Annotated in this window: 21 protein-coding genes; 19 read left to right on the top strand and 2 right to left on the bottom strand. The window is 49.6% G+C overall.

Annotated elements, in window-relative coordinates:
- The first annotated feature begins 27 nt into the window (after window positions 1-27).
- The 19 genes from MAMMFC1_RS02355 to fdhD all read left to right on the top strand — a co-directional run bounded on the left by MAMMFC1_RS02355 (window position 28) and on the right by fdhD (window position 22080).
- Complete coding sequence (locus MAMMFC1_RS02355; RefSeq protein ID WP_126306143.1) at window positions 28-783, top strand: ATP-binding protein; 756 nt, start codon at window positions 28-30, stop codon at window positions 781-783.
- Window positions 784-804: 21 nt separating this feature from the next.
- On the top strand, window positions 805-1776 hold the full coding sequence (locus MAMMFC1_RS02350) for an acetyl-CoA decarbonylase/synthase complex subunit delta (protein ID WP_126306141.1): 972 nt from the start codon (window positions 805-807) through the stop codon (window positions 1774-1776).
- A gap of 85 nt (window positions 1777-1861) precedes the next feature.
- Complete coding sequence (locus MAMMFC1_RS02345) at window positions 1862-2653, top strand: dihydropteroate synthase (protein ID WP_126306139.1); 792 nt, start codon at window positions 1862-1864, stop codon at window positions 2651-2653.
- A gap of 36 nt (window positions 2654-2689) precedes the next feature.
- Window positions 2690-3283: a 4Fe-4S dicluster domain-containing protein gene (locus MAMMFC1_RS02340; protein WP_158618611.1), complete on the top strand. Its 594-nt coding sequence runs from the start codon at window positions 2690-2692 to the stop codon at window positions 3281-3283.
- Entirely contained in the window at window positions 3280-4143 is an 864-nt protein-coding gene (locus MAMMFC1_RS02335) for a CoB--CoM heterodisulfide reductase iron-sulfur subunit B family protein (RefSeq protein ID WP_126306135.1), read from the top strand. Before MAMMFC1_RS02340 ends, MAMMFC1_RS02335 begins: the two co-directional genes overlap by 4 nt.
- Before the next feature lie 132 nt (window positions 4144-4275).
- The gene (locus MAMMFC1_RS02330) at window positions 4276-7116 is read left to right on the top strand and encodes an FAD-dependent oxidoreductase (protein WP_126306133.1); all 2841 of its coding nucleotides are present in this window, start codon (window positions 4276-4278) and stop codon (window positions 7114-7116) included.
- A gap of 2 nt (window positions 7117-7118) precedes the next feature.
- Complete coding sequence (locus tag MAMMFC1_RS02325) at window positions 7119-7532, top strand: hydrogenase iron-sulfur subunit (protein WP_197723897.1); 414 nt, start codon at window positions 7119-7121, stop codon at window positions 7530-7532.
- Window positions 7533-7553: 21 nt separating this feature from the next.
- Window positions 7554-8222 carry a methylenetetrahydrofolate reductase C-terminal domain-containing protein gene (locus MAMMFC1_RS02320; protein WP_126306131.1) on the top strand — a complete coding sequence of 223 codons (669 nt, stop codon included), beginning with the start codon at window positions 7554-7556 and terminating at the stop codon, window positions 8220-8222.
- Window positions 8219-9202 carry a methylenetetrahydrofolate reductase gene (locus tag MAMMFC1_RS02315; RefSeq protein ID WP_126306129.1) on the top strand — a complete coding sequence of 328 codons (984 nt, stop codon included), beginning with the start codon at window positions 8219-8221 and terminating at the stop codon, window positions 9200-9202. Before MAMMFC1_RS02320 ends, MAMMFC1_RS02315 begins: the two co-directional genes overlap by 4 nt.
- A gap of 58 nt (window positions 9203-9260) precedes the next feature.
- Window positions 9261-10148: a bifunctional 5,10-methylenetetrahydrofolate dehydrogenase/5,10-methenyltetrahydrofolate cyclohydrolase gene (locus tag MAMMFC1_RS02310; RefSeq protein WP_126306127.1), complete on the top strand. Its 888-nt coding sequence runs from the start codon at window positions 9261-9263 to the stop codon at window positions 10146-10148.
- Window positions 10149-10643: 495 nt separating this feature from the next.
- The gene (gene nuoE, locus MAMMFC1_RS02305; RefSeq protein ID WP_126306125.1) at window positions 10644-11180 is read left to right on the top strand and encodes an NADH-quinone oxidoreductase subunit NuoE; all 537 of its coding nucleotides are present in this window, start codon (window positions 10644-10646) and stop codon (window positions 11178-11180) included.
- Window positions 11170-12924, top strand: coding sequence for an NADH-ubiquinone oxidoreductase-F iron-sulfur binding region domain-containing protein (locus tag MAMMFC1_RS02300; RefSeq protein WP_126306123.1), 1755 nt, complete (start codon window positions 11170-11172; stop codon window positions 12922-12924). Before nuoE ends, MAMMFC1_RS02300 begins: the two co-directional genes overlap by 11 nt.
- 15 nt (window positions 12925-12939) lie before the next feature.
- Complete coding sequence (locus tag MAMMFC1_RS02295) at window positions 12940-16494, top strand: molybdopterin-dependent oxidoreductase (RefSeq protein WP_126306121.1); 3555 nt, start codon at window positions 12940-12942, stop codon at window positions 16492-16494.
- A gap of 114 nt (window positions 16495-16608) precedes the next feature.
- On the top strand, window positions 16609-17022 hold the full coding sequence (locus tag MAMMFC1_RS02290) for an RpnC/YadD family protein (protein ID WP_232035623.1): 414 nt from the start codon (window positions 16609-16611) through the stop codon (window positions 17020-17022).
- On the top strand, window positions 16958-17563 hold the full coding sequence (locus MAMMFC1_RS02285) for an RpnC/YadD family protein (RefSeq protein ID WP_126306117.1): 606 nt from the start codon (window positions 16958-16960) through the stop codon (window positions 17561-17563). The genes MAMMFC1_RS02290 and MAMMFC1_RS02285 overlap by 65 nt, the downstream gene beginning before the upstream one ends.
- A gap of 286 nt (window positions 17564-17849) precedes the next feature.
- Window positions 17850-18428, top strand: coding sequence for an anthranilate synthase component II (locus tag MAMMFC1_RS02280; RefSeq protein WP_126306115.1), 579 nt, complete (start codon window positions 17850-17852; stop codon window positions 18426-18428).
- 242 nt (window positions 18429-18670) lie between these two features.
- Window positions 18671-20071, top strand: a complete 1401-nt coding sequence (pabB, locus tag MAMMFC1_RS02275) for an aminodeoxychorismate synthase component I (RefSeq protein WP_126306113.1) — start codon at window positions 18671-18673, stop codon at window positions 20069-20071.
- Between the two features lie 347 nt (window positions 20072-20418).
- Window positions 20419-21276, top strand: a complete 858-nt coding sequence (locus MAMMFC1_RS02270) for an aminotransferase class IV (protein ID WP_126310399.1) — start codon at window positions 20419-20421, stop codon at window positions 21274-21276.
- Window positions 21277-21282: 6 nt separating this feature from the next.
- Window positions 21283-22080 carry a formate dehydrogenase accessory sulfurtransferase FdhD gene (fdhD, locus tag MAMMFC1_RS02265; protein WP_126306111.1) on the top strand — a complete coding sequence of 266 codons (798 nt, stop codon included), beginning with the start codon at window positions 21283-21285 and terminating at the stop codon, window positions 22078-22080.
- Window positions 22081-22188: 108 nt separating this feature from the next.
- Here the strand turns inward: fdhD and MAMMFC1_RS02260 are convergent, their stop codons facing one another.
- Together MAMMFC1_RS02260 and MAMMFC1_RS02255 are read right to left on the bottom strand one after the other, a co-directional pair.
- Entirely contained in the window at window positions 22189-22446 is a 258-nt protein-coding gene (locus tag MAMMFC1_RS02260) for a hypothetical protein (RefSeq protein ID WP_126306110.1), read from the bottom strand.
- A 35-nt stretch (window positions 22447-22481) separates the two neighbouring features.
- Window positions 22482-23339 (bottom strand): hypothetical protein, encoded by an 858-nt coding sequence (locus MAMMFC1_RS02255; protein ID WP_126306108.1) that lies wholly within the window; start codon window positions 23337-23339, stop codon window positions 22482-22484.
- Between the last annotated feature and the right edge of the window lie 324 nt (window positions 23340-23663).

Raw genomic sequence — 23663 nt, 5'->3', positions numbered from 1 at the left:
GGTAATGAAAGGAGTTTACGGATAGACATGGCAAAACAAATCGCTGTGGCAGGAAAAGGCGGCTCGGGGAAAACCACTTTTGCTGCGTTATTAATTCGTTACCTCGTCAAAAACAATAAAGGTTCCATCTTGGCTGTTGACGCTGATGCCAATGCGAATTTGAACGAGGCTTTAGGTATGGAGGTTACTCAGACTATCTCCGAATTGATAAGCAGTACCAAGGACCCGCGAGCTATCCCTGTCGGCATGACGCAGGAGACGTATATTGAGTTTAAACTCCAGGCTTCTCTCGCCGAATCAGATTATGTTGATATGCTGGTGATGGGTGGACCCGAAGGACCGGGCTGTTACTGTTTTCCCAATAATCTGTTGCGCGGATACATGGAAAAACTGGGGAAAAACTACGGCTATGTAGTCATGGACAATGAGGCCGGACTGGAGCATATCAGCCGGCGTGTGACGCAAGACATTGACTATATGTTCGTGGTTAGTGATACCTCGGCCCGGGGTATCCGTTCCGCCGGCCGCGTTCGCCAGTTGGTGGATTCCATAAAATCCGATGTCAAAAACATTTATCTGGTTTTGACTAAAACTCAGAATGATGAGGATGTTGCCGCCTTAAAGAGCGAAATTGATAAGACCGGTCTGACCCTCATCGGTGTGATACCTTATGATCCCCTGGTCGCCAAATTTGACCTCTTAAGTCAGCCGCTGTACGATTTACCCGAGCAGTCGGCTGCTGTTCAGGCGGTTAACGCCATCTGCAAAGAAATACAAATCTAACTGTTTGGAAGGAGTGTAACTATGGCAACAAATATTTTGAAAGAAAAATATTCCAGCAAGATCAACACTGTTACCATTGGTGCTACCAAAGAACAAGGAGGTACTCGTACCAGCACAGTAACTGTCGGCGGTGACGCGTCAGCTCCTTTTCTTCATTATGAAGGCGAGATTCCTTTAAAGCCGGTTGCTGCTCTCGAAATCCAGGATATTGCTCCTACCGACTGGGATCCTATCCTGCAAAAGGTTTACGCAGAAGTTTCCGGTGACCCGGTAACTTGGGCTAAAAAAGCCGTAGAATTCGGCGCTGATCTGATTTACCTGAAACTTGCCGGCTCTCATCCTGATAATGGTGACAAGAGCCCGGAAGAGTGTGCCAAAATTGTTAAGGATGTATTGGCTGCCGTCGGTGTGCCCCTGATCGTCGTTGGCTCTGGCGTTGAGGAAAAAGACAATGCGGTTTGGCCGGTTGTTGCTGAAGCCGCCGCTGGTGAAAACCTGGTTATCGGCTCTGCTCAGCAGGAAAAATACAAGTCGCTTGCTGCTGCCTGCATGGTTTATAAGCACAAGCTTCTGGCTCTCAGCCCCCTGGATATCAACATTTGTAAACAGCTTAACATCCTGATCACCGAAATGGGTCTTCCCGCCGAAAGCATTCTTATTGATCCCAGTACCGCCGCTCTCGGTTATGGCATTGAGTATACTTACTCCATCCTCGAACGTGGCCGTCTGGGCGCTCTCCAAGGCGACAAAATGCTGGCTATGCCTGTTCTTTTACAAATTGGCTATGAAGCATGGCGGTCCAAGGAAGCCATTGCTCCGGAAGAAGACTTTCCCAATTGGGGTAACCAGGAAGAGCGTGCTATACTTTGGGAAGCTGTGACTGCTGCCGGTCTTTTACAGGGCGGCGCGAATATCGCGGTTTTACGCCATCCTGAATCGCTGCGTCTCCTCAAGAAGAATAGTGAAGAATTAATGGTTAAACCTGAACTCTAATGCTCCGGATAACTTTTTTGACTGTCCGATAATGTGCATGCGCTGTTGTATCCCCCAAATTTAAATATAACGAGGAGGATTTAAAATGATTATGATTGGCGAAAGAATTAACGGTATGTTTAAGGACATCGGTAAGGCGGTTCGGGAGCATGATCCCAAGCCTCTGCAAGAATGGGCTGTTAAACAAAAAGAAGGCGGCGCTCACTATCTTGATGTGAACACCGGCCCTAACTCTGAGGACCAAACAGTAGATCTTCCCTGGATGATTAAAGTTGTTAGGGAAGTTAGCGACCTGCCTCTCGCTATCGATACTACTGACTATAACGCTATGGAAGCGGCTCTAATCGAATACGGCAAACCCGGCGCAGTTATCAACTCTATTGGTTGCGAACAAGAAAAAATTGACCGGGTTTTCCCGATGGCCGCTAAATACCAGGCTGACGTTGTTTGCCTTTGCATCAGCAAATCCGGTATTCCCAAGAGTGCCGACGAGCGCGTAGCTTTAGCTATGGAATTCGTTGCCAATGCTGAAGCTTATGGTCTTCAGCCTGACAACCTCTTTATTGACCCAATCATCCTGCCGGTTAACGTAGCCCAGGAGCATGCGTCCGAAGCTTTGGAAACCATCCGCCAAATTAAACTCTTGTCCAATCCGGCGCCGCTGACAACCATCGGTCTTTCCAACGTTTCCCAAAAGACTCCCCATCGCCCGCTCCTCAACCGCACCTTTGCCGTTATGGCTATGGCTGTTGGTCTTGATTCCGCCATCCTTGACGTTAATGATGATCTGCTCGTCGACGCTATTGCGTCTGCCCGCATAATCCTCAACAAGGATATCTATTGCGACTCCTACCCGAAGGTGTTCAGACAGCGGTAATTCGCCGTTGGGCTCACCCAGGAAAGGAGGTCAATGATGTCAACGGTGAATCAATCTGCTAAAACGGGTAAGACTTCTTTTTGCCGGGAAATCGAGGGAAAGTCTCATCAGAACATCCAAGCCTGTTATCAATGCATGAAATGCGCTGGCGGGTGTCCGCTGAACTTTGCCATGGACCATAACAACTACGAGATTCTGCGCATGATCCAGCTGGGGGAAAAAGATAAGGTGTATAAGAGCAATACCCCCTGGTTGTGTGTTGGGTGTAAAACTTGCGCGGTTCGCTGCCCTAACGGTATCGATACGTCCAAGGTTATGGATACGATTAAAATGGAAACCATTGCCGAAGACAAAATTCCTGCCAGTCATTTCAATATTAAACTATTCTACGAGTTGTTTCTTGATTCCATGAAAGGATTCCCGGTGATCGGCGGCGAAGGCCGCGGTTATGAAGCTGGACTCATGGGACTTTACAAGTTTTGTACAGGGACTTTTCTGGCGGACATGGACCTTGCATTAAAAATGGGCATGCGCAACAAGATGCCAATACTACCTCATAATGCGCTTAAGCGGCGGAAAGGCGAGATTAAGAAAATATTCCAGAGAGCAAAGGAGAAAAAGGCACGATGAAATTAGGCTATTATCCGGGATGTTCACTTCACTCCACGGCGGAAGAGTATAATCTGGCAACTGAGGCCGTATTTAGCGCCTTAGGGCTGGAACTGGCCGAACTTCAGGAGTGGAATTGCTGCGGGGCTACCGCCGGACACTCCACCGACCGTTTTCTCGCCCTTGCTTTGCCCCTTAGAAATCTAGTCATCGCTGAAGCCGAACAGCAAAAGGAACTGGTCCTGCCATGCGCCGCCTGCTATAACCTTGTAAAAGCCGCTGACCATTATGTGCGCGAAGGCACTCCGGAAGCCAAGGAAGCTAACGAAGAGCTGAAAAGCATAATGGGATCGTCCTATAGCGGTAACGTCCATGTTACTCATCCGCTGGAAGTTATCATGAGAAAAGAATTTATTGGCAAAGTCGGCGAGAAGGTGAAAAAACCTCTCAACGGTCTCAAGCTTGTTCCGTATTATGGTTGTCTGCTTACCAGACCCACGTATGTTGCTTTTGACGATGTGGAGCAGCCGCAGGCAATGGATCAATTGATGAAATTGATTGGTGCCGACGTAAAAAAGTGGTCATACAAGACTGACTGTTGTGGCGGTAGCTTAACGATACCGCGTACCGACATCGTTTATGAGATAACCAAAAACTTGGTAACTGAGGCCCAGCGTGCGGGTGCCGACGCCATTGTAACCGCCTGTCCGTTATGTCAGATGACTCTGGAAACCCGGCAGAAAGAAATAGAAAAACCGATCCCGATATTCTTCTTCACCGAATTGCTGGGGATCAGTTTCGGACATCCTGACGCAAGAAAATGGATGAAGAAACATATTATTGATCCCATACCGCTCTTGACATCATTGCAGTTGTTGTAACCTTGCGGAGAAACCGGCAGAACTATCCATCATAGGTTTTGTCCGGTTTCTCTTTAGTTATATCGGCTATGTCTAAATTGCAATGGTGTGTGTGGTAGTAATAAAGATAATTTATGAAAGGCAGTGAGAGCCATGCAAAAGGATGTGCTCGTTATCGGCGGTGGCATTGCCGGTCTGCAGGCGGCTCTAGAATTGGCAGGTGCAGGATATCCTGTCCATCTTATAACGGATGAAGCAAACTTAGGTGGTAAACTGGTGGATTCTTCCAAGCAAGATAGTGAACCCGCCTGTGTATGGGGAGATCAGGTCAATATCTCCGCATTATATTTAGGCGGCAACCTGCATGCTTCAAGCACCGTTCTAGGGTCTCTGATCACCCGCGCTCACAATAACCCGCTGGTTAAGGTGTATACCGGAACCAAACTGGTTGATTGTCAGGGAGATGTGGGCAAGTTCCAAGTCGCCATTAGTGATGTCGCCACTGGTAAGCACACGCAAAAACTTTCGGTGGGAGCGGTAATTCTGGCAGCCGGTTTCAGCATGTATGACGTTTCCAAGAAAGGCGAATACGGATACGGATATTATAAGAATGTTGTTACCAGCTTGGAATTTGAGCATTTGCTTTCTGAAAGCCGTTATCGTTCAGATTGCATTAGACGTCCGTCTGACGGCAAGTGTGCCGAGAAAATCGCCTTTATTCAATGTGTGGGATCCCGCGATATTGTTTGCCAAGGCGACTACTGTTCCGCCATTTGCTGTATGTTTACCGCCAAGGAAGCCGTCTTGGCCAAAGAATACGATCCTAAGACCGATGTGACCGTCTTTTATCTTGATATTAGAGCCTGCGGTAAAAACTTCGACACCTTCCTGTCAAGAGCCCAGGAGCTTGGAACCAAGTATGTGCGGACCATGATCTCCGAGGTCAAAGAAGATCCGGTTACGGAAAAATTATCAATTAATTATGCGGCTGCCAGCAAGCCGGTCAAATCGGAATTTGATCTTGTCGTACTTGCCGCTGGCATTCGGCCTTCTATCCGGCTAAGTGAAACTGCCGGAATATTGGGAATTCCGCTGAATGAATTTGGGTTTGCCCAAGTGGATCCGCTTGATCCGGTGGCAACTAAGCGTTCAGGTATATACACTGTCGGCGGCAGCCAAGGACCGCTTGATGTGCCGGAAACTATGGCCCTCGCCAGCGCCGCCGCGGCTGCGACCGCCAAAGCCCTTGGCAAGCCGGAAAGACCGGCCCGCAAGCCTGTTGCCGAGCGTGATGTGAGCAAGGAAGCCGCACGGGTGGGGGTCTTCCTTTGTAAAGGCGGTCTGGCGGCAATGGACGCTGATATAGATGCGGCTATCAACGCTGCCAAGACGCAACCGGACGTATGTGTCGTGGAATGCGATCAATCCATGTGTCTGCCTCAATCCATTGAAAAAATGCAAAAACTGATTGCCAGCAAAGGGATAAACCGTATTGTTGTTTCCCCTTGTGTCTTAAAACACAACCTCAATCTTTTCCAGGACGCTGTTCAGGCAGCCGGTCTTAACCGGATGCTGGTGGAAATGGCGTCTGTTCCGCACAAAACCTGGGAAAATAATGCCGACAAGGCAACTCAGACAGCAATAGGACTGACCCGGAAAGCTGTTGCAGATGTTAAGTCCTACCAGCCTCTTCTGTGGCATACCGAAACGGTAGTTCCCCGGGCTTTAATTGTCGGTGGCGGCGTTAGCGGTATGGTAACGGCACTGGCTTTAGCCGATCGGGGTATCGCCAGTACTTTGGTCGAAAAGAGTGATGTGCTGGGCGGTTATGTACGGGACCTGACCGGAAGTCTGGAAACGGAAAGTCTGCAGAAAACTGTCCAGGACCTGGAAGAGCAGGTTAAAAAGAACAATAAAATTGAGGTGCTTACCAAAGCGGAAGTGGTTGAGTTTACCGGCCGCCAAGGACACTTTATTACTACCGTGGCGGTGGGAGAGGGAACTGTAAAAGCGACTCGGAAGATAGAACACGGTGTAGTTGTTTTGGCTATAGGAACTACTTCTTATGCCCCGTCTGAATACCTTTTTGGCCAGGATGCGCGGGTTATTACCGGCACCGAAGCCATGTACCGCGTAGGTGACAGCCGTTTACCCGCCAAGGGTGAACCCGTTTATGTATTTATCCAATGCGTTGGTTCCCGCAACGAGGAACATGGCTACTGTAGCCGAACCTGCTGTTCCGAAACGGTATACAGTGCGATGAAAATCAAAGAGCAAAACCCGGACGCCCGTGTATACGTTTTGTCCCGGGATATCCGGACCCCAGGCTATCTTGAGCTTAAATACGGGGAAGCCCGCAAAGCCGGCGTGATTTTCATTCACTATGACGAAACCGATAAACCCATCCTGGTTAAGGACAATGACGGCAGTCTCTCGCTGACGGTTGTTGATCCGGCTTCCGGTATGACGCTGTCGCTCCGGCCTGACAACGTAATCCTGGCAGTGGCGCAAACCGCTACGCCGGAAGCCAAGCAATTGGCTGATATTTTCCGGATTCAAGTTAATGCCGACGGCTTTTTGTCAGAGACTCACTCCAATTTCGGGACAATTGCCTTCCCCGGCGGTGGTATCTTCATTGCCGGTGCAGCCCATGGACCGAAATCCGTAGTCGAGTGTTTGACCCAGGCCAAAGGGGTAGCTGGCCGCGCGGCCCGTATTTTAAGTCAGCCTGTCCTGATGATGGGCGGTATTGTTGCCGAAGTTGAATGGGAAAAATGCGCTGCCTGCCTGACTTGCGTCCGGACTTGCCCGTATAATATCCCGCAAATTACCAGAGAGAAAAAGGAAATGGGTGCTGCTTACATTCCGCCGGCCGACTGCCGCGGTTGTGGCATGTGCGCTTCTGAATGTCCGAATAAAGCTATTTTCCTCCATCATTATAAAGATGATGAGGTACTGGCGCGGGTTGAAACTGCGTTGACGGAGGTGGGTTAAGAGTGAGTGATGTTAAGGTAGTTGGATTCGTTTGCCGCATGTGCGCACTGGTCAGCTCCGACCTTGGCCCACCGGCCGATGCAAATAGCAATGTCGCAATAGAAACCATTGAGCTTCCTTGTGCTGGTAAAGTTGACGTCAGGTTGCTTCTCGAAGCCTTTGAGAAAGGCGTCGACGCCGTGTTTGTCGCTGGCTGTCCCGAGCATGAATGCATGAACGTTAACGGCAGCTCACGCGCCAAGAAGCGTTTGGAGCATGCAAAAACTATTCTGGACCAAATTGGGATCGGCGGCGAACGTTTAGTAATGTATAATGTCTCCGGTACCCATGGTCCGCGTTTTGCCCATATCGCCCGGGATATGGCCGGACTTATCACAAAATTAGGTCCGAGTCCGCTTAAGGCCCGGAAGGCCTAGAAAGGAGACGAGTCAAGCGATATGATAGTTGCAGAAATAAAGCCAATAGAGGAAATCGCAGAGTCGATAAAGAACGCCAAAAAAGTGCTGGTTGCCGGTTGCGGCGGCTGTGTTACCGTATGTTTATCCGGCGGCCAGAAAGAAACCGATATTCTGGCCAGTGCCCTCCGCATGAAGCTGGAAGTTGACGGAACACCCAAAGAAATTACTACCGCAACTTATGAACGCCAGTGCGATCCTGAGTATGCCGCCAGATTTAAAGAGCATCTCAAGGATGTGGATGCGGTAGTTTCCATGGCTTGCGGCGTAGGCGTCCAGTATATGGCGGAGACTTATCCGGATGTGATTTTCGTTCCCGGACAAAACACCAAGTTTGCCGGCGCTGCTATTGAGCACGGTATCTGGGAAGAACGCTGCATGCTGTGCGGCGAATGTGTCCTGGCTAAAACTGGTGGCATCTGCCCGGTTATCCGCTGTTCCAAGAGCATTTTGAACGGTCCCTGCGGCGGTTCCCAAGGCGGCAAATGTGAAATCAGTAAGGACACTCCTTGTGGTTGGCAGTTAATCTATGACCGCCTTAAGGCTCAAAACCGCTTGGATCTTCTTAGTGAGATTCAGCCGGCGAAAGACTGGTCCAAGAACAGAGACGGCGGTCCTCGCAAAATTGTGAGGGAGGATGTACGGTTATGAGTGAAGCAGCAGCATTACGCGCACCTTCTTTAAAAACAGAAAGCAAATTAGAACAACTGTACGCCCAGGGGCACTTCATCGTTACGGGCGAGCTTGGACCGCCCCAGCATTCCGACGGTCACGATCTTGAGCACCACGCGCATGAACTCAAAGATATAGTTGATGCTTTTAACTTAACCGATAATCAAACCGCGATTGTGCGGCTGTCCAGTATTGCCGCCGGCGTGCATGTGTTAAAGGGCGGCGGTGTGCCCATCATTCAAATGACCTGCCGGGACCGTAACCGTATTGCTATGCAAAGCGATTTACTTGGCGCTTACAGCTTAGGAATTTGCGATGTTTTATGTTTAAGCGGTGACCACCAATCTTTTGGTAATCATCCCACCGGTAAGAATGTATATGATGTTGATTCCATCCAATTGATTTCGATGGTCAAAAAAATGCGGGATGATAAACAGTTCCTATCCAGTGCTCCCATTAAAGCCCACGAACCCCGTTTCTTCATCGGCGCGGTAGAAAATCCCTTTGGCGATCCCTTTGAATTCCGCGTGACGCGTTTGGAAAAGAAAATCAACGCCGGCGCCGATTTCATTCAAACCCAAGCGATTTTTGATCTGGAGAAATTTGCCCGGTTCATGGAAATGGCTGTGGCGCGTGGTCTGCATCAGCGGGCTAAAATCACAGCCGGGATTCTGCCGGTAAGGGCACTTAGAGCCCTGCAGTACATGCAGAATGATGTTGCCGGGATGGAGATACCTGACAGTATCATCCAAAGAATGAAAAAGGCTGTGGAAGGCAAGGATAAAGCGGAAGCCAAGGCGGCTGGCGAAAAAGAGGGTATCCAAATAGCGATCGAAATGTGCAATGAGCTCAAAAAGATTCCGGGTGTTGCCGGGATCCACATCATGCCGGTAGGCTGGGAAGCCGCTTTGCCGGAAATCGTCAAGGGCGCCGGATTCCTGCCGCGGCCCAAGGCATAAGGCGGGAAAAACGGTATTATAGAAAATTATTAAAATTATTAAGGAGGAAAATTAATTAATGGCCGCTCAGTTATTGTTGGGAAAACCGCTTGCAGAGAAGATCAAGGCTGAGGTTTCACAAGAAGTCGTTGACTTGAAGGCCAAGGGAGTGTCTCCCAGCCTGGTTGCAGTTCAGGTGGGACAGAACGATGCCTCGCGTGTATATACGAATGCCCAGCGCAAGGTTGCCGAGGCTACTGGCATCAAGTATGAACTTCAGGAACTGTCTGCGGATTTGACCCAGGACCAGCTTCTCGAGCATATCGCCGGCTTAAACAACGATCCCAATGTCACCGGCATCATCTTGCAGATGCCCTTACCGCCTCAGATCGACCCCAAAGTGGTGCAATGGAGCATCGCTTACGAGAAGGACGTCGAGGGTATCACCCCTACCAACATGGGCCTAGTGACCTTCGGCAAGCCCCGACTGGTTCCCTGCACCGCTTTAGGCGCTTTTGAACTGGCGAAATCCACCGGGGTGGACATCTACGGCAAGGAGGTAGTGGTTGTCGGCCACAGCGATATCGTGGGCAAACCGGCAGCGCTGCTGTTCCTGAATGCCTTCGGTACCGTTACTATCAGCCATATCGCCACCGGTCAACGCGGTTTGAGCGAGTACCACGTCAGGAGGGCGGAGATTCTGGTCGTTGCCGTCGGTGTGCCCCACCTGATCAAAGGCGACTGGATCAAAGAGGGCGCCATCGTGATCGATATCGGCATCAATGCAACCAAGGACGGCAAGATCATCGGCGATGTAGAGACCGAGGTCGCTGCCGAGAAGGCGGCCTGGATTACCCCGGTCCCGGGCGGTGCCGGCACTGCCACCACCGCTATTTTAATGAAAAACACGATCGAGGCAGCTAAGTGGCAGCTCGAGAAGAAGGGCTCGGGGATTATTACGGGCTGATCGGAGAACTGGACGCTGCAAGGCTCCAGTCCTTCTTCTGTTTTACACCACCGTACGTACCGTTCGGTATACGACGGTTCAATAGAATTAGTGTACTGATTCTTTCACTTATTGTGTTAATCGTCAAAATTTCATATCCCCCCAATAACCTTATAAGTCAGATTATTTGTTTAAGGAGCGGAGTCTCCGGATAAAATAATCTGACGATTTTTTTATGTTTAAATATTTCGATCTAAAAAGAGGCAAAAAAAAGATTAGAGGGATTTAAGCGCAAGTTCAGTAAGAATCAGATATTCGGGCTACATCAGAAGACAAAGAGACAAAGGAAATTATGGGTTAGGGTCGAAATAATGTAATGGTATATTGAGCTTGCCGGGCTAGGTTTTAACTTTATCCACCCGGCATTCACAACAATAACAGGAATAACAAGCCGAAAAATTATTTACCCGATAATCAAAGTACAGAATACCGGACATTATTGAAGGAGGTAGAGTCATGGGTAATTCGCGGGAAAAAGAGCCCGAAACGGAATTTGCCGACGGCGATGTAGACCTGTCCCTGCTTGCACCTGTTTTTAAGGAATATGCCGGCAAGCAGGGCAGTCTTATTGCCATACTGCAGAAAACACAGGAAATTTACGGATATCTGCCGTTGGCCGCTCTCCAGGCCATTGCGGACAATACCGGCAGTAAACGGGCGAAAATATACGGGATAGCGACTTTCTATTCCCAGTTTCGTTTAAATCCTGTCGGTAAGTATATCATTTTACAATGTCAGGGTACTGCCTGCCATGTACTTGGCTCCCAAGCAGTAGGCAGCGCAATTTGTGACGAACTGGGGATCAAACCAGGTGAGACTACTGCCGACGGTTTGTTTACACTGGAGAACGTTGCCTGTCTGGGATGCTGCAGTCTGGCACCGGTTATTATGATCAATGGCGAGGCCTATGGCAAGCTTACACCGGAGAGGGCGAGAAAGATATTAAAAGACATCGGTGAAGCCGAGAAAGGCGGTGTTGCCTGTGAAGCTTAGAGTGGGTTTCGGCAGCTGCGGTATTGCCGCCGGTGGCCGTAAGGTTAGGGAAAAACTGGCAGAAGAAATAAAAAATCATGGCCGGAATATCGAACTGATATCTACCGGCTGTATTGGCATGTGTTTTTATGAACCTATCGTGGATGTCATTGACAACGATCGCGTATCCACCTATGCCAACGTAACCCCGGAAATGGCGGAAGAAATATTCAAAAACCATGTTCTCGGCGGGCAGCCGCTTGAAAAATACATTGTATCGACTTCGGAAAAGCCCTATCCCATATTGGCTGAGCAGGTGCGGATTGCTTTAAGGAACTGTGGTATAATTGACCCGGAGAATCTTGATGATTATCTTGCCAAGGACGGTTATAAGGCTCTGGCAAAAGTCATTAAAGATATGACGCCGGAAGAGGTTATTGAGGAGATTAAGATTTCCGGCTTGCGTGGACGGGGCGGCGCCGGTTTTCCCACCTGGTTCAAATGGAATGCTGCCAGACAGTCCAAAGGCGATATTAAATATGTTGTTTGCAACGCCGACGAAGGCGATCCCGGCGCATTTATGGACCGGAGCGTGCTGGAGGGGGATCCCCACGCGCTGCTGGAGGGCATGATTATCTGCGGCTACGCTATCGGTGCGCGTGAGGGCCACATCTATTGCCGGGCCGAGTATCCGCTGGCAATCAAACGTTTGGAAATTGCCATTGCCGATGCCAAAAAGAAAAATCTGCTGGGCGATAACATCATGGGGACAAACTTTTCCTTTGACATGAACATCAAGAAAGGCGCCGGCGCCTTTGTCTGTGGTGAGGAAACCGCCCTTATCGCTTCCCTGGAAGGCGAGCGGGGAATGCCGCGGCTCAAACCGCCCTTTCCTGCCCAATCAGGTTTCTGGGGTAAGCCAACCAATATCAACAATGTGGAGACTTTTGCCAATGTGCCGTGGATTCTTTATTACGGCGGCAGCGAATATGCCAAATACGGCACCGAGAAAAGCAAAGGAACCAAAGTATTTGCCCTGGCCGGCAAAATCAAAAACGGCGGCCTGGTGGAAGTGCCGATGGGCATGACTTTGCGGGAAGTTATTTACGGTATCGGCGGCGGAATTCTGAACGATAAGGACTTTAAGGCTGTACAGATGGGCGGGCCTTCCGGCGGCTGTATACCGAAACAACTCCTGGATACTCCGGTTGACTATGATTCCATCAATCAAACCGGTGCTATTATGGGTTCCGGCGGTATGATTGTTATGGATGAGGACACCTGCATGGTTGATATGGCCAGATTCTTCCTTGATTTTACCGTAAAGGAATCCTGCGGCAAATGTATCTATTGCCGTATCGGGACCAAGCGGATGCTGGAAATATTGGAAAGAATAACAGCCGGTGAAGGCCGTGAAGGCGATATTGAGGAATTGGAACAACTGTCCATTAATATAAAAGACGGGTCGCTGTGCGGTTTGGGGCAAACTGCGCCCAATCCGGTATTAACTACCATTCGGTACTTCCGGGATGAATATGAAGCCCACATCAGAGACAAGAAATGTCCGGCTAAAACCTGTAAACCGTTATTGACTTATACTATCTGGGAGGATAAATGCAAAGGCTGCACTCTTTGTGCCCAAAAGTGCCCGGTACAAGCTATCACTGGCGAGAAAAAGCAACCCCATAAAATTGATCAGGCCTTGTGCACCAAGTGCGGCAGCTGTCTAGGCGCCTGCCGGTTCGACGCGGTTTGTGCCGGCTAGAAGGGAGTGATAAAAATGAGCAAAATAAGTATAAATGTAAACGGTAGGGAAATAGTTGCGCTGGATGGTCAAACTATTCTGCAGGCCGCTTCCGAAAACGGTATCGAAATACCACATCTCTGTTATGATGAAAGAATCAAACCCTATGGCGCCTGCGGACTCTGCGTGGTGGAAATGGAAGGAAGCCCTAAGCTTGTCAGATCCTGCGCGACTTTTGCCCAAAACGGGCAAGTAATCAAAACCAATACCTCCCGGACTGTCAATGCCCGGAAAACGGCGTTAAAACTGTTGGCAGTAGACCATCGCGGCGATTGCCGGCCGCCGTGCCATCAGGCTTGTCCGGCCCACACCGATTGTCAGGGCTATGTCGGGCTGATAGCCAACGGTCAATATAGGGAAGCGCTGAAACTGATTAAAGAAAAAATGCCCATTCCCTTCAGCATCGGCAAGATCTGCCCGCATCCTTGCGAGGAGGCCTGCCGCCGGGAATTGGTGGAAGAGCCCATTTCCATAGCTGCTCTGAAAGCCTTTGTTGCTGAGCTTGATCTCAAAGGGGAACCATATCTGCCGCCCATGAAAAAACCATCCGGCAAGAAAGTGGCCATTGTCGGTGCCGGCCCTGCCGGACTTACAGCCGGTTATTTCCTGGCCCGGGATGGCCATAAGATAGTTATTTATGAAGCTATGCCTTATCCGGGCGGCATGCTGCGCTATGGCATCCCGCAATACCGTTTGGACAAGGCCATGATTGACGCCGAAGTTGCATTGATGGAAAAAATGGGTATAGAGTTTGTTTACAATACCAAGATTGGCGACGATGTCAGCCTGGATCATCTCCGCAACAGTTGCGACGCTGTATTCCTTGGGATTGGTTCCTGGGAAAGCCAGGGCCTGCGCTGCAAGGGTGACGACATGGAAGGCGTTCTTGGCGGCATCGATTTCTTGCGGGAAGTCACCAGGAACGGCAATGTCGCTTTGGGCGGCAAAGTGCTGGTAGTTGGCGGCGGTAATACGGCTATGGACGTTGCGCGTACGTCTGTACGGCTGGGTGCTGACCAGGTCACCGTTGTCTATAGAAGAACCTTGGAGGAAATGCCGGCCGAAAGACTGGAAATTGATGAAGCCATGGAAGAAGGCGTTAAATTCCAGTTCCTGGTTGCCCCGCTGGAAGTGTTGGGCGAAAATGGCCGTGCCAACGCATTAAAATGCCAGGTCATGCAGTTAGGCGAGGCTGATGCTTCCGGCCGGAGAAAACCGGAGCCTACCGGCGAGACCGTAACATTTGCAGCAGACAGAATCATTGCGGCCATCGGCCAAAAAACGGTTATCGGCAATATCAACGGTATTGCCACCGACAAAGCCGGCAATATCGTTGTTAAAGAAGGCGCGTTTACCACCAGCCTTGACAAGGTATTTGCCGGCGGCGACGCGGTAACCGGTCCCAAGATTGCTATTGATGCTGTTGCTCAAGGCAAAAATGCGGCCACGGTAATTGACGGTTATCTTAATGGTAATCTGGCGCCTTATGCCGAAGAGAGAGTTATCATCCAGAAAGATCTCACTGCCGCAGCCTTTGCCGACAAAGAGAAAGTGCCCCGGGTGGCTTTAAGGGTGGCGGACGAGCATGTGCGGAATAAGAATTTCATGCAGGTTGCCGAAGTCTTTACGGAAGAAGACGCCTTGCGTGAAAGCAAGCGCTGTCTGGAATGCGGCTGCCGTGATTACTTTGAATGCCGGCTTCTTAAATATATTCAGGAATATGACATTGATACGGAAAAACCTGCCGGCATTGAATCACCGAAACGGCAAGTGATTGATAATCATCCGTTCGTTGAACGCAATGCCGACAAATGTATACTTTGCGGCTTATGCGTTCGCGTTTGCGATGAGGTTGTGGGAGCAACGGCTATCGGACTGGTAGGTCGTGGTTTCGATTCCGTCATTTATCCTGAATTTAAATTACCGCTCAGTGAAACTTCTTGTATCGCCTGCGGTTCCTGCGTTGATGTCTGCCCAACCGGCGCCTGCATGGAAAAACAAGCTGCTGCCAAACAAGTTCCCGCCAGCCTGAACAATGTATCGTCGGTTTGCGGTTACTGCGGCGTAGGCTGCCGTGTCAACGTTGAGTACAGAGGAGATGTAGCATTCAGAATTACACCTGATAAGACGCAAGGCGACGGCTGGCTTTGCCAGCGAGGAAAATTCGGCCTCGATTATGTTAATGACAGCTCGCGCCTGACGCAGCCGGTTATCAAACGCCACGGCCAATTTGTCCAGGCTGATTGGAATGAGGCCAATTTAGAGGTTGTTAAGGGGTTGCAGGCTATTGCTGCCATCCATGGTAAAGACAGCATTGGCGTGGTGGTATCACCGCGGCTGACCAATGAGGAACTGTTTCTTGCCGGCAAGTTGGCTGACGCTGTTCAAACCACGGTTAAGACTTCCTATACTGTCAATGGTGGCAGCGGTCTTGACGAGGTATTTGGTTATGATGCCTCCACCAACAGTTATGCCGAACTTGATAACAGCGATTTTGTTCTGACAGTCGGCGATGTAAAAGGCAATCATCCGGTGTTGGATTTCAAAATCAGGGTGGCCGAACTGGCTAACGCTGAATGGCCTCAATCCCTGACAAGCACTGCCGATGTCAAAGCATTCGTCAAAGCGCTGTTGGATCTGGGTGTGACTGATGAGAAAAAGGTGGCGGCTAAGGCCGAGGGCTTTGCCGAATTGAAAGCTTCCCTGGCTGCTGTTCAGGTCAGCGATGCTGCCAAATCTTTGGCGCAAAGATACAGTAAAGCGGCAAAACCGTTCATCCTTATTGATGAAGATACTGTTAGCAAAGAGGCAGTAAAACTGTTTGCTTTTGCGGCTGTGCTTGCCGGTAAAGTAGGCGCCGCCTATCGGGGCGTAATCCTTGCCCGCAGCAAAAACAACAGCCAGGGCGCGATTGATATGGGCTTTGTTCTGCCGGCCGACGCTGTGGCGCAAGGCATTGACAGCGGTAAAATCAAAGCTTTGGTAATTATCGGGGAAAACCCTGCGGTTTGCCCGGACAAGCTGGCATTATTAAAACGTCTTTCCTTCCTCGCCGTCTATGATATCTTCCTGACAGAGACTGCCGCTGCCGCTGATGTGGCAGTGCCGCTGGTCAGCGCTGTGGAGAGCGAGGGAACCTATACCAGGAGCGACCGCCGTATTCAAGCCGCACATGCGGCCCTCCAGCCGAAAACCGGTAAGGATAATCTGCAGGTATTGCTGGATACCCTGGGTTACTTTGGGGTTAAATACAATAATATTGCCGATGTCAGAGCGGCCATTGCCAAAGAAGTGCCGACCTATGCCGGCATAGGCGCCGCCGATTTTGATGCGGCCGCGGTTTACTGGCCGAATACGAAACAAAATGTCAGCGGTACAAACGTACTGTATACTGAAAGTTTTGCGACCGCGAACCAAAAAGCCGTCCTTGGCGCTGTCGGCGACGGACCGGCAATCGCAGTTAAGAAAAAATATGACACCGTTGAGCTGTATTCAGAAAATAAATTAAAAGTGCCTGTTGCCGCTAACTAAAAGGCATAAAGGGCGGGCCGGGATTATTCCTGGCCCTCTTTTTTTAGGATCAGAGTTTAATTTTTCGGGGTATTGATCTAGGGAGGGGGGGGAAGTTACTCCGCTTGCCCTTGGTTGGGGTGGCGCTATGTAACTTTCGGCGCGTTATGTGGTATAATGGGACGTAGTGAGATGATTTGTGAAGGTGGTGAGGGATTGCCACGGTTTGACATTCCGATTAAACGCCTGGTAGAACGCCGGGCAGCGGATTGGGTACGGTTTATTTACCCGGAGGCCAGGCCGGACAGTGTCCGGTCAATGGCAAAGGAGTTGACCCCGAAAGCGCAGTCCCGGCTAGACGAAGTGTTTGCCGTCACGACGCCGGCGGGAGAGGCGATTGTCCATTTTGAGATTCAGGGCTATCATGATCCGGCTTTTCCGGCCCGGATGCTCAGGTATCAGGCGGACATTTGGGAGCTATACTATGACCGCCGGCCAAGGTACGCCGCCGGTACATCAGGCAGCGGTGTTCTTTTTTCCGGAGCATGAGAATAAGATGCACGGATTCCAGACGGAGACGGTACACTATCAATATCAGGTAGTTCGCCTGTGGGAAATGTCGCGGGCTGATGTGATCGAGCAGGGTTTGGTGGGATTTTATCCGCTGATGCCGATGATGAAGGGCGACACGCCGCCGGCAACGGTGATGCAAGAGGCGCTTAGTCACATCGTCGCCGATGTGCAGGATGGTGCCTTGCAGCAGGATTTGATTGCGGTACTTGGGATTTTTGGCGGGGAAGTATATGGGCCGGAGGTTGTCCGGCAGTTTATAAGGGGGGAGATGCTAATGCAGTCGGAGGTTTATAAAGAGTGGATTGCCGAGGATATTCGAAAGGCTGAGGTGGCGTTGCTGCGGGAAAATATTTTGGATGTACTGACGGAACGGTTTCCTGTGGTCCGGCAGCCGCTACGGGATAAGATCAATGCGGTAGGGGATGTGTGGGTTTTGAAAGCCTTGCATAAATGGAGTGTCAAGGCCAGCACTCTGGATGAGTTTGAGGACCACCTAAACAAGATAATCACTGCATGAAAATAGCCGGCGGTAGCTGGCTATTTTCTTTGGCGGTGGGTTATAGTTGCGGTATAATAACTGTAACAGTTCTGTAACAACGCGATTAAAAAGATACGTGGCGATGAGAAACGAAATGTAGGCGAGCCGCAGGTTCCGTGAAGTTCCATAACGCTTTAAAACGAGTTTATTAGACTCGAAATCAAGTAGACGGGTAAATGTCTCGTGGGCTGAATAGAATAAATTTAGATGCCAAATAGTAACATGGCAACAAATGTGGTACAATAATGCCGGGAGGAATGAAAACATGATTGTAATGATCGATAACTACGATTCGTTTGTGTATAATCTCGTCCAATACCTCGGCGATATGGGAGAGGATGTGCGGGTATTCCGCAACAACAAAATTACCCTCGCCGAGATCGAAGAACTGAACCCTGATCATATTATTCTTTCTCCCGGGCCATGTACACCCAATGAAGCAGGTATCAGCCTTGCGCTAATTCAGCATTGCCAGGGGCGAGTGCCCATATTGGGGGTCTGTCTGGGGCATCAATCCATTGGACAGGCTTTCGGCGGCGATGTGATCCGTGCGCCACGGCTGATGCATGGCAAGACATCTCAGATATATCATGATGGCCGGGGCGTATTCAAGGGACTAAAAAGCCCGCTTACCGCCACCCGGTATCATTCGCTGATTATTAAGCGGGAAACCTTGCCGGCGTGTCTGGAAATCACAGCTGAAACCGATAAAGGAGAAATCATGGGCGTGCGCCACAAAGAATACCCGCTTGAGGGGGTTCAATTTCACCCTGAATCCATTCTTACCGAAGAAGGCTATGCCATGCTGCGCAATTTTTTGATAATGTCTATTCACCTTAAGTAGAGAACTGCTTATAAACCGCCATCTGCGTCGTTGCTCCTGCGATCCTCACTCCAGCGTACATCCTAGTACGCTTGCGTTCCGGTTCTCGTCGCGCCCGGTGTGACTATGCTGATTCATAAGTAATTATCTAGTTGGTTTTCAATAAGTCTTTTTCATATGCAACGGAAGCATCTGACGATTTCTAAGCAGTTCATGGCAATTAATGAACTGAGCCAATATGAAGGGAGATTACCAATAGTAACATGAAGCCGAGTCCCATCATTCATGAAATCAACGTTTCTCAGCCGCCGGCAACTATTTTTGCTCAATTTGCGAACGAGCCGTATAGTGTCTTTTTAGACAGCGGCATGGATCTAAACGGCATGGGCCGTTATTCTTTTATCGCCCGCGATCCTTTTTTGGTCTTTTCCAGTAAAGAAAGAACAATACATATCAAGACCCGGGACGGCAGCCGTTCCTTTGCGGGCAATCCATTTTCTGAAATAAAGCAGCTGCTGGCTGCTTACCGGACGGAAAAAATTCCGGGACTTCCTCCGTTTACGGGAGGAGTTATCGGTTATTTTGGCTATGACATGGGGTATCTGCTGGAAACTATCCCGGAATTTAGCGGCGATGATCTTGGCAACCCCGACTGTGTACTCGGGTTCTATGATACTGTCTTGATTTTCGATCACCATACCGGCAAGGCGTACATAGCTGCTAACGGTTTTCCCGCCAAGGAGGAAAATGCGCGCAAGCTAAGGGCAAAGCAGCGCATCAAAGAGCTAGCCGAGCTGGCAACGGCGGCAAAACCGCTGCCTGAGCCGGCGCCGCCAATTCCTGACGGCGATTATACGGCTGTCTTTACGAAGGAAGTATATTGCGATATTATCCGGAGAACCATCGACTATATTGCTGCCGGTGATATTTTCCAAGCCAACATTACGCAGCGGTTTTCAGCCAAGTTAACAGTACCCCCTTATGATTTATACCGTTATCTCCGACATATTAATCCGGCGCCGTTTGCATCCTATTTGAATTTTGTCGATGTAGTTGTGGCCAGCGCTTCGCCTGAGCGGTACCTGCTGGTTCAAGACGGCATGGTGGAGACGCGCCCCATCAAGGGTACCCGGCCAAGGGGGGCCGATCCCGAGTCTGACCGGCAGCTTAGGGCGGAGCTTTTGGCCAGTGAAAAAGACAGGGCCGAGCTCGTCATGATCATTGATCTTGAGCGCAATGACCTGGGCCGGGTTTGTGAGTATGGCAGCGTAAAGGTTCCGGATCTTATCAGGCTGGAAGCCTACCCGACGGTTTTTCATTTAGTTTCCACTGTTGTCGGCAAGCTGCGCCCGGATAAGGATGTTATTGACCTGATAGTAGGATCTTTTCCCGGCGGATCAATAACCGGGGCGCCGAAAGTCAGGGCCATGGAAATCATTGACGAGCTTGAACCGGTGCGGCGCAGCATCTATACCGGTTCAATCGGCTATATTGATTTTAACGGTGATGCCGACCTTAATATTGTAATCCGGACATTTGTCATTAAAAACGGTCAAGCCTATTTCCAGGCCGGCGGCGGCATCGTCGCCGACTCCGTGCCGGAACTGGAATATCAGGAATCGCTTGATAAGGCACGGGCCCTGATACGCGCACTAGGGTATTAGCTTGGAGGCTTAAAGGTGGGAACTGCTTATAAGCCGCCATCTGCGTCGTTGCCAGGGATTTCGAGGTCCTCAACGTACAAACCGTACGCCTCCGGCCTCGAAATCCCCGGCGCCTAGCATCTAACGACTTCTAAGCAGTTCGTGGCAGTTGGTGGGCTGGCGGATACAAGCTTACCGCTCGTTAAGGTAGGAAGCATCTGTTATGTTTCCAACGCTTTTCGTTATTCTTTCTCTGTGTCCTCTGTGTCTCTGCGGTTTCGGTTCCTTTGTCTTATACGTTTTAGATTTTCAGGATAGCTCTTGGCAGTTGATAATCTGAGTAAAGATACTTTTTTCTTTAGTTGGTGATGAAAATGATTTATGTGAATGGTAGATTGGTTGATGAGACTGAAGCGGTGTTGTCTGCTTTGGATCACGGTTTTTTGTACGGGCATGGTTTGTTTGAGACCATGCGGGCTTATAATGGGAAAGTATTTTGTCTGGATGCTCATTTGGAGCGTTTGGAGTATGGGATGCGCATACTGGGGTGGACGGAAATTCCCGGACGGCGGGATTTAAGTGAAGCCGTTTATGGTACATTGGCGGCGAATGGCTTAAAAGAAGCTTCCGTTAGACTTACTCTGTCACGGGGTATTGGGGCGCCGCGGCCTGATGCTGCTACCTGCGGCAGTCCAACGGTGGTGGTGTTCGCCGGACCGGTTGCGGCGCGGGCGTCGACTGTGGAGGAAGGATGGAAGGTGGTTACCGTCAGTCTGCGGCGTAATTTAAGTTCTCCGTTATGTAAAATCAAGTCCGCCAACTATTTGGACAATATGCTGGCCAGATCGGAAGCCAGACAGCAGGGAGCGCAAGAAGGTATAATGCTGAATACAGATGGGTATTTGGCGGAAGGTACTATGAGCAATATTTTTTTGGTTTCGTCAGGAAAACTGATTACGCCCGATGCCGGGAGCGGAATACTGCCGGGAATAACAAGGGATGTGGTAATTAAACTGGCGCGCCGGCTGTCTATCACAACGGAAGAACGAGCGGTTTTGCCGGTAGAGATGGATAAAGCCGACGAGATTTTTCTCACCAGCTCTATCATGGAAATTATTCCGGTTATCTGTTGTAATCAGCATTCTTTAATAAAAGGGAATATTACCGCTTTATTGGCTAAAGCTTATCAGGAGCATGTACTTAGCGTGTCCTGTGGTGAGAGGTGAACAAAAATGGACATACCGCGGGGAACAGCGCTGCATCAGGTCATAAAGCTTAACGGAACTGAAGCTGCGGCAGTGGAGGAGCCGGTAGTTGAGGAAGTTCCGCTTACCGTGTTTTTAAACGGCAAGGAATTAATCACTATGCTGGCTGCCGAAGGGGAAGAGAACTATCTGGTTACGGGTTTTTTGGCGTCGGAAGGCATTATCGAAAAGGCCGGCGATATAAAGTCCCTGGAACTTGATTCCTTGCAGGGGATAGTTAAGGTGGAAACAGTCGCCGGCGAGACAATATCCGAGAAGCTATTTTTGAAACGGTACTTAACTGCCTGTTGCGGTAAGGGCCGCAGTACTTTTTACTTTGCCAATGACGTGCTGACTGCGCGAACGGTTAACAGCAGTTTACAGTTGACTCCTGCAAGTATAGTAGCATACTCCCGGCTGCTGGAACAGCAATCGGATGTATTTCGGCTTACCGGTGGAGTTCACGGCGGGGCATTAGCGGCAGATGGAAAGTTAATTTGCTTTAGCGCCGATATTGGCCGGCATAATGTTTTTGATAAAATTTACGGTCGTTGTTTGCTTGAAGGTATTTCCACCCATGACAAGATTATCGTTTTTACGGGTAGGGTATCTTCGGAAATTATCCTAAAAGTCAGCAAGATGAATATTGCCGTTATTATCGCCCGCTCCGCCCCCACCGGACTGGCTTTGGATATGGCCGAAGAACTGGGGATAACTGTTATCGGTTTTGCCCGTGGTGAACGATGCAATATTTATACTCATTCCGAACGGATATTGCTGGCGTAATACGCTAATAGCCGGATACCTCCTTCCAAACGAGAGGCATCCGGCTATTATTTTGCCTGAAAATGGAGAACGTTTTAGATTTTCAGGATAGCCGTTGTAAAATTGGCTTCAATCCTGTGCTTGGGTTGTATATTTTTGCATTTCCTGTCCGTAAACCGTGAGTATTTTTTCGATAACTTCAGGGCGGGCGAGCATCTTGTGTTCATGGCGCATTGCGGCCATTTCGGCTTTGAGCCGGGTTGTTGCCGCCGGGTCGGAATGATCGGCGCGCAATTGGTTAAGCTTTATTCTGTACAATTTCGTCAATATTTCGGTGGCTGCTTCCATATTGGGGTTTTCTTCCGGGGTTCTATCCGGCATTTCCATAAATAAATCACTCCTGTCAATATATTTATTGATTTTTAAATAATGGGCTGGCCGCCGGCCTGATTATATTGGGCAAGCCAATGCCGAAAGGCAGACTGCAGAACGGTTAACGAGCTTGCGGCGCATTCAAAAAAACCGCTTTGTATTACGGCTCGCTCGCATTTTTCGATTACGCCGAATTTGCGACGGGTGGGCACCCAATTCATATTTTTATGGGAAACTTCCATCTTCGTGCATTTCTTAAAATCGTTCATCTCTTGCGTGGAATGCATAACATTTGTCACCAGCGGATTCGCGTTCTGAAAAGACGGCGCCACAACGGCGTCAAAGAGCTGTAAAGCGGCGTTGACACTTCGGTCTTGGTTCAGTTCCCCTATAATGCAGCCCGAATACATATCGGCAAACACATGGGCGTAGACCCGGCCGATGTCCCCGATTCCCCGCCCGAACAGCCGGCTGTATACGATAAGCTCGCCTGCGCGCCGGGAAGAAACATCCCGGTCGCGATATTCCGGCATTGCCCGTTCGATATAGCTGATTTGCTGCGGATTCAACGCCAGACCGGCGCGGTCGGCCAGACGGATCAATGTGTTGCAAATGGCTTCCCGGCTGTCAAGCCGGCAATCATTTTTTAATTGTCTTAACTGCTCTAAAGTAAGTTTTTGACCACGCTTCTGTAAATAACTTAACAAGCGGTAATCGTTCCAATAGGGATATTGCATACAAAGGGCTGCCAATTGGCGATGCAAAGGGGTTGACGGTATGTTGATGCTTTCCTGTGGCCGGTCCGGCCAACTTTTGTGCTGATTATAATAAGACAATTCTTCTTCCAGCATAATATATGGCAAGCCGGATAACGCCTGCGCTGTTTTTGTTGCAACCAAGACCGACATCCTGACCACCTCCAAAAAAATAGGCCGCACGGGTAGTCCCCGCCGGCACGCCATTGTGAAGCTGCTGTATTATTGATAATTATACAATTTAGTTTTGTTGATTTCAATAGTTTTATTAAAATTAAATCAACAAAATAAACAAAACTAAGCTGGTAAAAATAATCATAAATGATGGTTGGACACTGAATTTAATTGATTATGGCCTGGAAGTGCGTAAATTAGGCGGATTGAATTCAAATAATCGCAATATTATATTTTTATCAGGAGATATTGCATTGCCAAAATACTCGTGTTATAATTGCGATAACTAAAACATCTAAAACA

It is taken from the genome of Methylomusa anaerophila (genome assembly GCF_003966895.1).
In the GTDB taxonomy this organism is placed as follows: Bacteria; Bacillota; Negativicutes; order Sporomusales; family Sporomusaceae; genus Methylomusa; species Methylomusa anaerophila.
This window is presented reverse-complemented; position numbering and strand designations above follow the sequence as displayed.